The sequence below is a fragment of the Acuticoccus sediminis genome (assembly GCF_003258595.1).
Lineage (GTDB): Bacteria > Pseudomonadota > Alphaproteobacteria > Rhizobiales > Amorphaceae > Acuticoccus > Acuticoccus sediminis.
Window position 1 is genome coordinate 36,761 of the sequence record NZ_QHHQ01000002.1, and the last position, 14,004, is coordinate 50,764.

Consider the following 14,004-nt stretch of genomic DNA (forward strand, 5'->3'; position numbering starts at 1 on the left):
GAACCGGCTTGTCTGTTTCGTTCGCGCTCCTCAGCCTACCCGTATTTGCGTGGATCATGAGCTATGTCGGGTACGAAAATCCTTTGGGGCCAAATCCTCATCATCTTCACGATCGTCCTCACCACAACGTGGGCGGCGACGGAGTGGACGGCCTGGCGTCTGGGCTTTCAGGCCCAGCTCGGCGCGCCCTGGTTCGAGATATCAGGCTGGCCGATCTACCATCCGCCGGCCTTCTTCTGGTGGTGGTATTTCTACGACGCCTATGCCCCGCCGATCTTCATCGAGGGCGCCATCATCGCTGCCTCCGGCGGATTCCTCGCCATCGCGGTGGCGATCCTCATGTCCGTCTGGCGCGCGCGTGAGGCGCCGAATGTCGACACCTATGGATCGGCGCGCTGGGCGAAACCGGAGGAGGTCAAGGTTGCCGGCTTGCTCGGACCCGATGGCGTGGTCCTCGGCAAGCTGAGGGAAGATTATCTGCGCCATGAGGGACCGGAGCATGTCCTGTGTTTCGCGCCGACGCGTTCGGGCAAGGGCGTCGGCCTGGTTATCCCTTCGCTGCTGACCTGGCCGGGTTCGGCAATCGTTCACGATATCAAGGGGGAGAACTGGCAGCTCACGGCAGGCTTTCGCGCCCGGCATGGCCGCGTGCTGCTGTTCGATCCGACCAACCCGAAATCGTCGGCCTACAATCCACTGCTCGAGGTTCGACGCGGCGAGTGGGAGGTGCGCGACGTCCAGAACATCGCCGACATCCTCGTCGACCCCGAGGGCTCGCTGGAAAAGCGTAATCACTGGGAGAAAACCAGCCACGCGCTCCTGGTCGGCGCCATCCTCCATGTCCTCTACGCCGAGACAGATAAGACGCTCGCCGGCGTTGCCGCTTTCCTGTCCGATCCGAAGCGCCCGATCGAATCCACGCTCGCCGCCATGATGAAGACGACGCATCTCGGCGAAGCAGGCCCGCACCCTGTCGTCGCCAGCGCGGCGCGCGAACTACTGAACAAGTCGGACAACGAACGCTCCGGCGTCCTCTCCACCGCCATGTCGTTCCTCGGCCTCTACCGCGATCCCGTCGTCGCCAAGGTCACGCGGAGGTGCGACTGGCGCATCACCGATATGGTCGGCGGCAAGCGTCCAGCGACGCTCTATCTCGTCGTGCCGCCGTCCGACATCAATCGCACCAAGCCGCTCATCCGCCTCATCCTCAATCAGATCGGCCGGCGGCTCACCGAGGACCTGCAGGCCAGGACAGCGCGGCACAAATTGTTGCTAATGCTGGACGAGTTCCCCGCGCTCGGGCGTCTCGACTTCTTCGAGAGCGCGCTCGCCTTTATGGCCGGCTACGGTCTCAAGAGTTTCCTGATCGCCCAGTCGCTGAACCAGATTGAAAGGGCTTACGGGCCGAACAATTCGATCCTCGACAACTGCCATGTCCGAGTGAGTTTCGCGACAAATGACGAACGCACCGCCAAGCGCGTCTCGGACGCCCTCGGCACGGCAACCGAAATGCGCGCGATGAAGAACTATGCCGGCCACCGGCTTTCGCCCTGGCTTGGTCACCTGATGGTATCGCGGCAGGAAACGGCACGGCCGCTGCTGACGCCTGGCGAAGTCATGCAGCTTCCACCCGCCGACGAAATCGTCATGGTCGCCGGCACCTCGCCGATCCGCGCGAAGAAGGTCCGCTATTACGAGGACCGGCGCTTCCAGGATCGCATTCTGCCCCCACCGTCTAAGGCAGAGCCCGTCGAGACCGGGGATGACGAATGGACAGCGCTGCCATTGCCGCCGAAGCCGACGCTAGAGGCCGCCATCTTGGGCAGCGCTGACGACGAGGAGGACGACACCACCGGTTCCGAACGGCGGCACCAGCCGGAGCTTCGCCGCACCCGATCCGTCGAGAAAAAGGAGCCGCTCGAGAACGAATTCGAGATCGATCCCGTCGATGTCGATCAGGAAGAAACTGCTCGCAACAGCCGGATGACCCGCACGATGCAACGCGTCGCACGGCAAGTCTCACTCGACTCCAAGGACGGGATGGAACTCTAGCCAATGCCTGGCCGCAGGAAGAAGACACAGATCTCCGTCTATCTCGACCCGGACATCATGGCGATGCTGGCAGACTATGCGGCGCGCCGAGAGCAAACGCAGTCGATGATCGCGGAGGCGGCGATCGCCTCCTTCCTGTCACCCGACGACGCCGAAAGACGTGAGGCCGTCGTCGCAAAGCGGCTGGATCAACTCGACCGCCGCTTGTCTCGCCTTGAGCGGGACGTTGGAATCTCCGTCGAGACGCTGGCCATCTTCATTCGCTTCTGGCTGGCGACAACGCCGGCCCTGCCGGAACCGGCCGCCCAGGCCGCACGCGCCAAGGCTGGGGAACGCTATGAGGCGTTCATCACTGCGCTTGGCCGCCGTCTCGCCAAGGGACCGAAACTCCGGCAGGAGATTTCCGAGGATGTCGGCGCCCCAGGCGATGAATAGGGCGGGCGCGCCTGCTGGGCATCCTCGACTAACATCGCCACTGCCTCGCCAGCAGTCGGAACTGACACCGCTTCCATCGGCCCATGGCTATTTCAGCGGCCACACCTGGACCACGCCTGCTCGACAGCCACGGAGCACGCGAGGCTTTTGGACAGCCTCTTCCAGCTCGCGGGCTTCGATCACGGCGAATCAGGCAATCAGCAAGCCGGACGTGATGAAGGGGCTGTCCCGCGTTTCCAAACCCGCGGCATGCGGATTGCGCACCCGCATCGGGGTGCCGGCGACCCCATCAGCATCAGAGCACCTTCCGAAACAAGCTTTGCATCCTGTGCGTGAGCTGCATCTCTGACGGCCTGCGTCCGGTCATAGCCGGCCTGATCGCCATATCCGATCGTGATGAATTTCGGCATGATGCAACTCCCTTTCTCATTTTGGGAGGATGGTGCTTGCCTTGGTATACTCGCCGCCATTTTCCTGTGTTTGCACGCTATGCTACTACGACGTTAAATACTTGTTGAATCAGCTCTAAATCAGGCTCTTTTAATCGTCCCCGCATGGGGATCATCTGAATTGTCCCCGCAGAAGCTCGGGGATCAAATGGCAAGTTCGTCTCACACATCGGAAGGGATGGCTCGCGGCGCGCGGATGCTGCGCACCGCGCTCGGTCCCGCCATCGCGGCGTTCCTGGAAGACCCCGGCATCGTCGAAGTGATGCTGAACCCCGACGGACGGCTTTGGATCGACCGCCTATCCGAGGGCCTGTCCGATACGGGCGAATGCCTGTCGTCAGAGGACGGCGAGCGCATCATCCGGCTGGTCGCCCACCATGTCGGCGCGGAGGTCCATACCGGAAGCCCGCGTGTCTCAGCCGAATTGCCCGGAACGGGGGAGCGGTTCGAGGGGCTTCTGCCACCGGTCGTGGCGGCGCCGGCCTTCGCCATCCGCAAGCCCGCTGTCGCCTTGTTCACCCTCAGCGATTATGTCGCCGCCAGCATCATGACGGCCGAGCAAGCAATCACCTTACGGGCCGGCGTCGCGAACCGCGCAAATATCCTTGTCGCCGGCGGCACCTCGACCGGCAAGACCACGCTCACCAATGCGCTACTGGCCGAGGTCGCGAAAACCTCTGACCGCGTCGTCATCATCGAGGACACGCGCGAGCTGCAATGCGCTGCGCCCAACCTCGTCGCCATGCGGACCAAGGACGGCGTCGCCTCGCTCTCCGATCTCGTCCGCTCGTCCCTGCGCCTGCGCCCCGATCGCATTCCCATCGGCGAGGTACGCGGCAGCGAGGCGCTGGATCTCCTGAAAGCTTGGGGCACTGGGCATCCGGGCGGCGTCGGGACAATCCATGCGGGCTCGGCGATCGGCGCGCTGCGCCGTCTCGAACAGCTCATCCAGGAAGCCGTCGTCACCGTCCCGCGCGCTTTGATCGCGGAGACCATCGATCTCGTGGCGGTGCTGTCGGGACGCGGTTCCGCCCGTCGTCTTTCCGAGCTCGCCCGCATCGAAGGCCTCGGCCCCGATGGCGACTACCGCGTCGTGGCCGCTGTCGAGGCTCTCGACACAGCCCTTTCCAACCCAGCCGCAAAGGAACGCTCCCATGAACCAGACCCTGCATAACGCCGGTCAGAGACTGACGACCGTAACGTCGGTTGCGGTCATTACCTTGATGATGGCGTCTGCCGCCCATGCCTCCGGTTCCTCCATGCCCTGGGAGGCACCGCTTCAGTCGATCCTCGAATCCATCGAGGGTCCGGTCGCCAAAATCCTTGCCGTCATCATCATTATCATCACCGGCCTGACACTGGCCTTCGGCGACACGTCGGGCGGGTTCCGGCGCCTGATCCAGATCGTCTTCGGCCTGTCGATCGCCTTCGCCGCGAGCTCCTTCTTCCTGTCCTTCTTCTCTTTCGGCGGCGGGGCGCTGGTCTGATGGCGGGTGCGGATGACCAGGGCGGAGAACTGCTCGGCTTTTCCGTGCCCGTTCACCGGGCACTGACCGAGCCGATCCTGTTGGGCGGCGCGCCCCGCGCCATCGCCATCATGAACGGCACGCTCGCTGGTGCGGTCGGCCTCGGATTGCGGCTTTGGCTGGTTGGCATCGCGATCTGGGCGATCGGTCATTTCGCAGCTGTCTGGGCCGCCAAGCGCGATCCCCTCTTTGTCGAGGTCGGCCGCCGCCATCTGCGCATTCCCGCGCATCTGACCGTCTGAAGCGGAGCGCGCGCCGATGATGAACCTCGCCGAGTACCGCAACCGCAACACCCGGCTCGCCGACTATTTGCCTTGGGTGGCACTCGTTGGCAAAGGCATCGTCCTCAACAAGGACGGCAGCTTCCAACGCACGGCGCGCTTCCGGGGACCGGATCTCGATTCTGCGGTCCCGGCAGAGCTCATCGCGGTTGCCGGGAGGCTCAACAACTCCTTTCGCCGCCTCGGGTCGGGCTGGGCGATCTTCGTCGAGGCGCAGCGCCATCCCTCGAACCTCTATCCCAACAGTCGCTTTCCCGACCCCGCCTCCGCGCTGGTCGATGCCGAGCGCAAGGCAAGCTTCGAGGAAGCCGGGTCGCATTTCGAGTCGAGCTACTTCCTCACCTTCACCTATCTGCCGCCGGCCGAGGATGCCGCGCGCGCCGAGAGCTGGCTCTATGAAGGCCGCGAGACCAAGGGTGTCGATGCGCACGAAATCCTGACCGGCTTCGCCGACCGCACCGATCGCGTCCTGCGCCTGGTCGATGCCTTCATGCCCGAATGCCACTGGCTCGATGATGCCGAGACTCTGACCTATCTGCATGGCTGCGTCTCCACCAAACGCCACCGCGTTAGAGTGCCCGAGACGCCCATGTATCTGGACGCACTGCTCGCCGATCAGCCGCTCGCCGGCGGGCTCGAGCCCCGGCTCGGCGACGAGCATCTGCGTATCCTGACGGTCACCGGTTTCCCGACGGTGACGACTCCCGGCCTGCTCGACGAGCTCAACCGGCTCGCCTTTCCCTATCGCTGGTCGACCCGCGCGATCCTGATGGACAAGACCGATGCGACCAAGCTTCTGACCCGCATCCGGCGCCAGTGGTTCGCCAAGCGCAAGTCGATCGCCGCGATCCTCAAAGAGGTGATGACCAACGAGGCCTCGGTGCTGGTCGACACCGACGCGTCGAACAAGGCGGCCGATGCCGACCTCGCCCTCCAGGAGCTTGGAGCGGACTATGCTGGCGTCGCCTATGTCACCGCGACGGTGACGGTGTGGGACGCCGACCCGCGCGTCGCCGACGAGAAACTGCGCCTCGTCGAGAAGGTCATCCAGGGCCGCGACTTCACCGCGATGCCCGAGACTATCAACGCCGTCGATGCGTGGCTCGGTTCGCTGCCGGGACATGTCTACGCCAATGTCCGCCAGCCGCCAGTCTCCACGCTCAATCTCGCCCACATGATCCCCCTCAGTGCCGTGTGGGCGGGGCCGGAACGGGACGAGCACCTTGCGACGCCCCCACTGCTGTTCGGCAAGACCGAAGGCTCAACCCCGTTCCGGTTTTCCCTCCATGTCGGCGATGTCGGGCACACACTCGTCGTCGGCCCGACCGGCGCGGGCAAGTCCGTGCTGCTCGCGCTGATGGCGCTGCAGTTCCGCCGCTATGCCGGTTCCCAGGTCTTCGCCTTCGACTTCGGAGGCTCGATCCGCGCCGCCGCGCTCGCCATGGGCGGCGACTGGCACGATCTCGGCGGCGGTTTGACCGAAGGCGATGACCAGAGCGTTTCGCTGCAGCCGCTCTCGCGTCTCGAGGAGGCGGCCGAGCGCGCCTGGGCCGCCGACTGGGTCGTGGCGATCCTGCTGCGCGAAGGCGTCGAGATCACCCCGGAGGTCAAGGAGCACCTCTGGACGGCACTCACGTCGCTCGCCTCGGCGCCCACCGGGGAACGCACGATCACCGGCCTTGCCGTGTTGCTCCAATCCAACGATCTCAAACAGGCGCTCAGGCCCTACTGCGTCGGTGGCGCCTATGGGCGCCTGCTCGATGCTGAGACCGATCATCTCGGCGAAGCGAGCGTCCAGGCCTTCGAGACCGAGGGTCTGATCGGCACAGGGGCGGCACCTGCTGTTCTGGCCTATCTCTTCCACCGCATCGAGGACCGGCTCCACGGCTCGCCGACCCTGATCATCATCGACGAGGGCTGGCTGGCGCTCGACGACCAAGGCTTTGCCAGCCAGCTGCGCGAATGGCTGAAGACCCTCCGAAAGAAGAATGCTTCCGTCGTCTTCGCGACTCAAAGCCTCAGCGACATCGACGCCTCGGCCATTGCACCGGCCATCATCGAAAGCTGTCAGACGCGATTGCTGCTCCCCAACGAGCGCGCGATCGAGCCGCAGATCACCGCGATCTACCGCCGCTTCGGTCTCAACGACCGGCAGATCGAGATCCTCGCGCGGGCCACGCCCAAACGCGACTATTACTGCCAGTCGCGGCGCGGCAACCGGCTCTTCGAACTGGGCCTCAGCGAAGTGGCGCTGGCGCTTTGCGCGACCTCCGCCAAGACCGATCAGACCGCCATCGCGCGCGTCCTCGCTGAACATGACCGCAAGGATTTCCTCGCCGCCTGGCTGCGCGAGCGCGGCGTCGACTGGGCAGCCGATCTCATTCCCGAACTCAGCAATCTCACCCCCCAAGCCCAGAAGGAGACTGACCATGAAGATTCGTGAACCTCGCGTGCGTGCTGCACGCTTCGCCGCCACGCTCATCGCCGCACCGGTCGCGGTGCTGCCGATGGTGCTGGCGCCGCCGGCCTCTGCGGCCTGGATCGTCTACGATCCCACCAACTATGCGCAGAACGTCCTTCAGGCGGCGCGGGCGCTCGAGCAGATCAACAACCAGATCACCTCGCTTCAGAACGAAGCGCAGATGCTCATCAACCAGGCGCGCAACCTCGCGAGCCTGCCGCATTCCTCCTTGCAGCAGATCCAGCAGGCGGTGGGAAGAACGCAGTCCCTGCTTCAGCAGGCGCAGAACATCGCCTTCGACGTCCAGCAGATCGACCAGGCCTTCCAGCAGAAATACGCCAATATCGACATGAACGCCTCCGAGCAGCAGCTCGTCGCTGATGCGCGCTCACGCTGGGAGAACACCGTCGGCGGTCTGCAGGACGCGATGCGTGTCCAGGCCGGCGTCGTCGGCAATATCGAAACCAACCGTGCACAGATGTCCGCGCTGGTCGGCCAGAGCCAGGGCGCGACGGGCGCGTTGCAGGCGACCCAGGCCGGCAACCAACTCCTCGCATTGCAGGCCCAGCAACTCGCCGACCTCACCGCCGTCGTCGCCGCCAACGGCCGGGCTCAGGCGCTCACCGATGCCGAGCGCGCGGCGGCGGCCGAACGGGGCCGCGTTCAGCGCGAGCGCTTCCTGACGCCCGGCAGCGGTTACCAGCCCGGCAACGCGCAGATGTTCAACGACGGCAACTGACGGGCCGAGGGGCCGGAAAGGGGGAAGAGATGGACGGCAAGACCCTCGCGCAGATCGGAGCGATCGTCTTCATCGCCTTCGCCATCACGGCGACGGCGATCGAGATGACGCGCGAGGACGATCCGGGACCGCCGGCGTCCGCGCCGGCGCTTTCGCCCTCCGTCGATCCACTGCGGGCGGAACAACGCCGCTGCCAGCGGCTGGGAGAGGCGGCGGTGCGTGATGCCGACTGCCTCGCGGTATGGGCGGAGACCCGAGACCGCTTCCTCGGCCACGCGCCCTCAGGCACCGAACGAAACAACGAGGATCAATGATCCATGGGCGGCACCGGCGTCATCGACAACTTCCTCGGGGTCTTCACCAGCTATATCGATAGCGGTTTCGGCCTGCTCGGTGGCGAGGTGGCCTTCATTGCCACCACCCTGATCGTCATCGACGTCACGCTCGCGGCACTGTTCTGGTCGTGGGGCGCTGACAACGACATCATTGCACGGCTCGTCAAGAAGACCCTGTTCGTCGGTGCCTTCGCCTACATCATCGGCAATTGGAACAACCTCGCCCGCATTGTCTTCGAGAGCTTCGCCGGCCTCGGCCTAATGGCGTCCGGCACCGGCTTCACCGCCGCTGACCTGATGCGGCCGGGCCGTGTCGCTCAGACCGGGCTCGATGCCGCGCGGCCCCTGCTCGAATCCATCTCCGACCTGATGGGCTGGGTCGCCTTCTTCGAGAACTTCGTCCAGATCGCCTGCCTGCTCTTCGCTTGGGCGCTGGTGCTGCTCGCCTTCTTCATCCTCGCCATCCAGCTCTTCATCACGCTGATCGAGTTCAAGCTGACGACGCTCGCCGGATTCGTCCTCATCCCGTTTGGCCTCTTCGGTAAGACCGCCTTTATGGCCGAACGCGTGCTCGGCAACGTGATCTCGTCGGGTATCAAGGTTCTGGTGCTGGCAGTGATCATCGGTATCGGCTCGACCCTGTTCTCACAGTTCACCGCCGGGTTTGGCGGCGTCACGCCGACGATCGACGAGGCCATGGCCGTGGTGCTCGCGGCTCTGTCGCTGCTCGGCCTCGGCATCTTCGGCCCGGGCATCGCCAACGGCCTCGTCTCCGGCGGACCGCAGCTCGGCGCAGGCGCCGCCGTTGGCACCGGCCTGGCCGTCGGCGGTGCCGCTCTCGCAGGTGTGGGCGCAGCCGGTCTCGCTGCGCGTGGCGGCAGCATGGCGCTCTTGGGTACGGCCGCCGCTGCGCGCGGCGGTGCTGCAGCAGCAGGTGGAGCGGCGACCGCTTATAGTCTCGGTTCAGCCGGGCAATCCGGCGTGGCAGGCGTTGGGTCCGGTCTCGGCGCGGTTGCGAGCACTGGCGCACGCGCAGCGACTTCTCCCTTGCGCCGCGCCGGCACGAGGGCTGCCGAGAGCGCAGGGCAAAGTTTCCAGTCGGGCGCTCGATCGGCATTCGAGACGACCGGCGGGACACTGGGCGACGGCGGCAGCACGGCGGGGTCCGCCGCAATCCCATCCACACCCACTGACGGTGCGCCTGATTGGGCGAAGCGCATGAAGCGCTCGCAGCGCCTTTCCCATGGCGTCCAGGCCGCCGCCCACGCGGTGCGCTCGGGCGACAGCCATGGCGGCGCCAGTTCTGTCAATCTCTCCGAGGGGAATCGCTCATGAGCTTCTTCAAGAGATCCACCACCCATTACGGCAAGTCCGCTGATCCCGAGACACCGTATCAGCGCGCGGCCCAGGTCTGGGACGAGCGCATCGGGTCGGCGCGGGTCCAGGCGCGCAACTGGCGGCTGATGGCGTTTGGGTGCCTCATCCTCTCCGGCGGCTTCGCGAGCGCCCTGGTCTGGCAATCGACGACCGGTTCGGTCGTGCCCTGGGTCGTCGAGGTCGACAATCTCGGCGAGGCGCACGCGGTCGGCCCCGCGGCAGCCGACTTCGAGCCCAGCGATCCGCAGATCGCCTTCCATCTCGCGCGCTTCATCGAGCAGGTGCGCGCGATCCCCGCCGACGCGATCATCGTGCGCCAGAACTGGCTCCGCGCCTACGAGTTCACCACCGATCGCGGCGCACTCGCCCTCAATGACTATGCCCGTGCCAACGACCCGTTCACGCGGGTCGGGCGTCAGCAGATCGCAGTCGAGGTTTCAAGCGTCATTCGCGCCTCGCCGAATTCCTTTCGCGTTGCCTGGACCGAACGCCACTACGAGAACGGCCAGCTCTCCACCACCGAGCGATGGACGGCGATCCTGACCATCGTCATCCAGCCGCCGCGCAACGCCGAGAGGCTCCGCGCCAACCCGCTCGGCATCTACGTCAACGCCATCAACTGGTCGCGGGAGATGGGCCAATGAGCACGATTGTCCGCAAACCCGCACTTCCGGCTTTCCGTAAAGCCGGACCCGTGCTTGCACTGATCTCCGCATCGACGCTCGCCGGATGCGCCACATACCGTCCGCCCGAGATCAGCTACGACGACAGCGTGCCGCCGCTGCCAACGGTGGAGCGCCCCGCGACCGACGAACGCCCGCGTCCGCTCCAGACGCCGCCGGCCTGGACGGTCGCGCGAGGTGGCCCGGATGCGTCCACGCCGGCCGGCAAGGTCGAGAATGCCAATGCGGCCGCGCGTGTCGAACCCCGACAGGAAGGCTATTATAACGCCATCCAGATCTATCCCTGGAGCGAGGGCGCACTCTATCAGGTCTATGCCACGCCCGGCCAGATCACCAATATCGCGCTCGAACCGGGTGAAGCGCTGACCGGCGCCGGGCCGATTGCCGCCGGCGACACCGCCCGCTGGATCATCGGTGACACGGAGAGCGGTTCGGGCACATCCCGGCGCGTCCATATCCTCGTCAAGCCGACGCGGCCAGACATCGCGACCAATTTGGTGATCACCACCGATCGCCGGACCTATATGATCGAGCTGCGCTCGCGCGACGATCCCTATATGCCGGCCGTCGCCTGGGCCTATCCGCAGCCGCCCGCCACACAGCGCGCGACACCGACCACCCCTAGGATTCCGGCGGCCTCCGCACGCCACTACCGCTACGGCCTGCAGGGCGACAGCCCGCCCTGGCGGCCGGTCTCGGTCTTCGACGACGGGCGGCGGGTCTACATCGTCTTCCCCACCGGGATCGTGCAGGGCGAGATGCCGCCGCTCTTCGTGCTCGGCTCCGACGGCGAGCCGCAAATCGTCAACAGCCGCATCTACCGAAACATCCTGATCGTGGACCGTATCTTTGCGGCCGCCGAACTACGCCTTGGCAGTGGCGACCGGCGACAGACCGTCAGGATCGTACGTACCGACGGGAGGCCAGCATCATGAGCGATGTCGACGACAACAGGGAAGAAAGCGCGCCGCTCGAATCGACGTCCGCCGATACCGCCGAACCGATGCGGTTGCGGGGAAATCCCCCGCGCGTGACGCGGCTGTCTCGGCGTGTTGTGGCGGGCCTCGTCCTGGTCGCGGCCCTCGGTGTCGGTGGCGCCCTGATCTACGCGCTCCAGGCACCGGAGAACGGAAACGGCGGTGACGAACTCTATTCGACCGAAAATCGCAACACTGCCGATGGGCTCAACGAGTTGCCCAGCGATTATACCGGTCCCATGCTCGGTCCTGCTTTGCCCGGCGATCTCGGTCGTCCGATTCTTGACGCTCAGGAGCGCGGGCAACCTGTCCCGCCGCCAGCAATCAACGCACCTGCTGTCGATCCAGAGGAGCAACGTCGCCTGGCCGAGGAAGAGGCGGCGCGCACGAGCCGGGTCTTCTTCCAGACCGCACCGGGTGCAGCGCGCGAAACCCCAACGCCAACGATCGCAGGGCTTAACCTCGGCGCTCAGCCGTCAGCCGCTCAGAACAGCGATCTCGCTTTCCTCAATGGTCCCGTGGACCGTCGCACCGTCGCGCCCGATCGGGTGATGGCGCCAGCGTCACCCTACGTGCTTCAAGCGGGTTCGGTCATTCCCGCAGCGCTGATCACCGGCATCCGGTCCGATCTCCCTGGGCAGATCACGGCACAGGTCACCCAGCACATTTATGACAGTCCGACCGGCAGCATGGTGCTGATCCCGCAGGGCACACGCATCATCGGCGAGTACAGCAATGACGTCGGCTTCGGTGATAGACGCGTGCTCCTCGTCTGGAACCGGCTGATCTTTCCCAACGGCCGCTCCATCGTCCTGGAACGCCAACCGGGGGCCGACACCCAAGGCTATGCCGGCCTGGAGGACGGGGTGGACTACCACTGGTGGGATCTGGCCAAGGCCGCCGGGCTCTCCACGCTGCTTTCGGTCGGAGCCGAACTCACCATGGACGACGACGGCCGCCTGATCCAGGCGATCCGCAACGGCGCGCAGGACACGGTCAACGATGCCGGACAACAGATCGTCCAGCGCCAGTTGCAGGTCGCACCGACGCTGACGATCAGGCCGGGCTTCCCGGTCCGCGTCATCGTCACCAGGGATCTCATGCTCGAACCGTATGGAGAAACTGAGCCATGACCGTTAAGTTGAAGCTCTCGTCAGTTCCTGACGACAAGCCCATCAAACTGACCGTGGAGCTTGCCCCGGAGGTCCATCGCGACCTTCTCGCCTATGCGGAGATCATGGCCCGGGAAACGGGTCAGGCAACGCCGGAACCGACTAAGCTCATTCCGCCCATGCTGAAGCGATTCATGGCGACGGATCGGGCTTTTGCCCGCTTGCGGAAGACTCGCGCCCAGTTCGAGTGAGCGCCAGCGCTTCCGATGCCCAATCGGAGGTGCCACGCCGAACGCGTCCGGCCAAGGTATGGGCGACGCTGATGAAACGACGCAGGGCGGGATTATCGTTCGCCGGGGACCAGACGGCGCTGAACGGCACGATGTCGGCCGGATCGCTCAAAGGACGCAGCACGAGATCGGGGAACTTTACATCCGCCCAAGCGGCAGACACCAACGTGATCCCCTGCCCAAGGCCAACGAGGTTCATCAGTGTCTCCTGCACCACCGCCTTGTAAAGGACCTTCGGGTAGGTGCTATAGTCGGCCGCCCTGCGGACGATGTAATCGTGCACCTCCGGTCCGGGCGCAGACCGGCTAACGATAAAGCACTCGCTTTGCAGGTCGGGCCAGTCGACCTGCCTTCTGCCGGCCAAGTCATGTCCCTCAGGAAGCGCGACGTGAACCCTCTCCTCCCAAAGTGGCGCGATCTGACAATCTGCAATGCCACGATCTCCGGTCACGAACGCCACATCCAGCTTTCGTCTCCTGATCGCGCTGACATGATCGTTACGGCCGCCATCCCGGATGTCGATCGTGATTTCAGGGTGCCGGTGGCCGTAGTAGCGAACGAGTTCCCTTAAGAATCCTCCGGCGAGCGAAGTGAGAATCCCGACGCGCACGACGCCGATCTCCGCGCGGCCAGCGGCGGTCGCTGCCTTGCGGGCGAACTCAAGTTGCTCTAGCGCTGGTCGCACCTCGTGCAGTAGGCGCCGTCCGGCGTCCGTCAGATGTGCACCCGTAGCTCGTCGTTCGAACAGCGAGACACCCAGATCATCCTCGAGTTGTCGGATTGCCCGGCTGACGCTCGACTGTCGCACATGAAGCGCTTCTGCGGCCCGTCGGAAACTCCCGCTCTCGGCGGCGGCGACAAGGTAATCGAGATGTCGCACATCGATCGTCATTCGTCGCTGTCGCTGCTTTTGTCTATTTAGAGTTAGATTTGCGCAGTTTCCGGATCCGTAATTCTGGAATGCTCCTCCTCTCGATAGGCGATATCCCGGTTTGGCCATGCGGCGTTGAGGAACATCTCGAACTCTTGTTTCAGCGGCTGTGTGGTCATGATTTCGCACTTCGCCGATGGACGAGGATGGAAGGACCGTCCCCTGCGAGGCTGCGTTAGTGGATACCCCAGCGACTTCCGGCGAAGCAAAGCCAATAGATCTCGCGCCGATAGATCACGGAAGAACAGGTTGAGACGGCTTTGCAGCGCCACTGCAAATGCAGGTCGGATCGGAACTTGGCCGCACCGTTGATCGCGCATGTCGAAGATAAGGACGCCAAAGGTAGCGCCGGTCTT

14 protein-coding genes are annotated in these 14,004 nt (G+C 64.9%); 13 read left to right on the forward strand and 1 reads right to left on the reverse strand.

What is annotated here, in order from left to right; all coding sequences use genetic code 11:
• The first annotated feature begins 63 nt into the window (after nucleotides 1-63).
• The 13 genes from DLJ53_RS08445 (at nucleotide 64) to DLJ53_RS08510 (ending at nucleotide 12,678) form a co-directional block, all read left to right on the forward strand.
• Nucleotides 64-2,052 (forward strand): conjugal transfer protein TraG, encoded by a 1,989-nt coding sequence (locus tag DLJ53_RS08445; RefSeq protein ID WP_111344282.1) that lies wholly within the window; start codon nucleotides 64-66, stop codon nucleotides 2,050-2,052.
• A gap of 3 nt (nucleotides 2,053-2,055) precedes the next feature.
• Nucleotides 2,056-2,487 (forward strand): CopG family transcriptional regulator, encoded by a 432-nt coding sequence (locus DLJ53_RS08450; protein ID WP_111344284.1) that lies wholly within the window; start codon nucleotides 2,056-2,058, stop codon nucleotides 2,485-2,487.
• A 597-nt stretch (nucleotides 2,488-3,084) separates the two neighbouring features.
• A complete protein-coding gene (trbB, locus tag DLJ53_RS08460) occupies nucleotides 3,085-4,110 on the forward strand; it encodes a P-type conjugative transfer ATPase TrbB (RefSeq protein WP_111344286.1) in 1,026 nt (341 codons plus the stop codon).
• The gene (locus tag DLJ53_RS08465; protein WP_111344288.1) at nucleotides 4,091-4,423 is read left to right on the forward strand and encodes a TrbC/VirB2 family type IV secretion system protein; all 333 of its coding nucleotides are present in this window, start codon (nucleotides 4,091-4,093) and stop codon (nucleotides 4,421-4,423) included. Before trbB ends, DLJ53_RS08465 begins: the two co-directional genes overlap by 20 nt.
• Nucleotides 4,423-4,704 (forward strand): VirB3 family type IV secretion system protein, encoded by a 282-nt coding sequence (locus DLJ53_RS08470; protein WP_111344290.1) that lies wholly within the window; start codon nucleotides 4,423-4,425, stop codon nucleotides 4,702-4,704. Before DLJ53_RS08465 ends, DLJ53_RS08470 begins: the two co-directional genes overlap by 1 nt.
• A 16-nt stretch (nucleotides 4,705-4,720) precedes the next feature.
• Entirely contained in the window at nucleotides 4,721-7,186 is a 2,466-nt protein-coding gene (gene trbE, locus DLJ53_RS08475; protein WP_111344292.1) for a conjugal transfer protein TrbE, read from the forward strand.
• Nucleotides 7,173-7,943, forward strand: coding sequence for a P-type conjugative transfer protein TrbJ (gene trbJ, locus DLJ53_RS08480; protein WP_111344294.1), 771 nt, complete (start codon nucleotides 7,173-7,175; stop codon nucleotides 7,941-7,943). The genes trbE and trbJ overlap by 14 nt, the downstream gene beginning before the upstream one ends.
• 29 nt (nucleotides 7,944-7,972) lie before the next feature.
• On the forward strand, nucleotides 7,973-8,257 hold the full coding sequence (gene trbK-alt, locus DLJ53_RS08485) for a putative entry exclusion protein TrbK-alt (protein WP_111344296.1): 285 nt from the start codon (nucleotides 7,973-7,975) through the stop codon (nucleotides 8,255-8,257).
• A 3-nt stretch (nucleotides 8,258-8,260) separates the two neighbouring features.
• Nucleotides 8,261-9,613 carry a P-type conjugative transfer protein TrbL gene (trbL, locus tag DLJ53_RS08490; protein ID WP_111344298.1) on the forward strand — a complete coding sequence of 451 codons (1,353 nt, stop codon included), beginning with the start codon at nucleotides 8,261-8,263 and terminating at the stop codon, nucleotides 9,611-9,613.
• Nucleotides 9,610-10,299: a conjugal transfer protein TrbF gene (trbF, locus tag DLJ53_RS08495; RefSeq protein WP_111344300.1), complete on the forward strand. Its 690-nt coding sequence runs from the start codon at nucleotides 9,610-9,612 to the stop codon at nucleotides 10,297-10,299. Before trbL ends, trbF begins: the two co-directional genes overlap by 4 nt.
• On the forward strand, nucleotides 10,296-11,273 hold the full coding sequence (gene trbG / locus DLJ53_RS08500; RefSeq protein ID WP_111344302.1) for a P-type conjugative transfer protein TrbG: 978 nt from the start codon (nucleotides 10,296-10,298) through the stop codon (nucleotides 11,271-11,273). The genes trbF and trbG overlap by 4 nt, the downstream gene beginning before the upstream one ends.
• On the forward strand, nucleotides 11,270-12,448 hold the full coding sequence (locus tag DLJ53_RS08505) for a TraB/TrbI/VirB10 family type IV secretion system protein (RefSeq protein ID WP_111344304.1): 1,179 nt from the start codon (nucleotides 11,270-11,272) through the stop codon (nucleotides 12,446-12,448). The genes trbG and DLJ53_RS08505 overlap by 4 nt, the downstream gene beginning before the upstream one ends.
• Complete coding sequence (locus DLJ53_RS08510; protein WP_111344306.1) at nucleotides 12,445-12,678, forward strand: DUF2274 domain-containing protein; 234 nt, start codon at nucleotides 12,445-12,447, stop codon at nucleotides 12,676-12,678. Before DLJ53_RS08505 ends, DLJ53_RS08510 begins: the two co-directional genes overlap by 4 nt.
• Here DLJ53_RS08510 and DLJ53_RS08515 read toward each other — a convergent pair.
• A complete protein-coding gene (locus tag DLJ53_RS08515) occupies nucleotides 12,620-13,609 on the reverse strand; it encodes a LysR family transcriptional regulator (RefSeq protein ID WP_111344308.1) in 990 nt (329 codons plus the stop codon). The genes DLJ53_RS08510 and DLJ53_RS08515 overlap by 59 nt on opposite strands.
• Nucleotides 13,610-14,004: the final 395 nt, after the last annotated feature.

Coding starts and splice junctions, on each gene's coding strand:
- DLJ53_RS08445 (WP_111344282.1), top strand. CDS start 64: ATGTCGGGTACGAAAATCCTTTGGGGCCAAATCCTCATCATCTTCACG.
- DLJ53_RS08450 (WP_111344284.1), top strand. CDS start 2,056: ATGCCTGGCCGCAGGAAGAAGACACAGATCTCCGTCTATCTCGACCCG.
- trbB (WP_111344286.1), top strand. CDS start 3,085: ATGGCAAGTTCGTCTCACACATCGGAAGGGATGGCTCGCGGCGCGCGG.
- DLJ53_RS08465 (WP_111344288.1), top strand. CDS start 4,091: ATGAACCAGACCCTGCATAACGCCGGTCAGAGACTGACGACCGTAACG.
- DLJ53_RS08470 (WP_111344290.1), top strand. CDS start 4,423: ATGGCGGGTGCGGATGACCAGGGCGGAGAACTGCTCGGCTTTTCCGTG.
- trbE (WP_111344292.1), top strand. CDS start 4,721: ATGATGAACCTCGCCGAGTACCGCAACCGCAACACCCGGCTCGCCGAC.
- trbJ (WP_111344294.1), top strand. CDS start 7,173: ATGAAGATTCGTGAACCTCGCGTGCGTGCTGCACGCTTCGCCGCCACG.
- trbK-alt (WP_111344296.1), top strand. CDS start 7,973: ATGGACGGCAAGACCCTCGCGCAGATCGGAGCGATCGTCTTCATCGCC.
- trbL (WP_111344298.1), top strand. CDS start 8,261: ATGGGCGGCACCGGCGTCATCGACAACTTCCTCGGGGTCTTCACCAGC.
- trbF (WP_111344300.1), top strand. CDS start 9,610: ATGAGCTTCTTCAAGAGATCCACCACCCATTACGGCAAGTCCGCTGAT.
- trbG (WP_111344302.1), top strand. CDS start 10,296: ATGAGCACGATTGTCCGCAAACCCGCACTTCCGGCTTTCCGTAAAGCC.
- DLJ53_RS08505 (WP_111344304.1), top strand. CDS start 11,270: ATGAGCGATGTCGACGACAACAGGGAAGAAAGCGCGCCGCTCGAATCG.
- DLJ53_RS08510 (WP_111344306.1), top strand. CDS start 12,445: ATGACCGTTAAGTTGAAGCTCTCGTCAGTTCCTGACGACAAGCCCATC.
- DLJ53_RS08515 (WP_111344308.1), bottom strand. CDS start 13,609: ATGACGATCGATGTGCGACATCTCGATTACCTTGTCGCCGCCGCCGAG.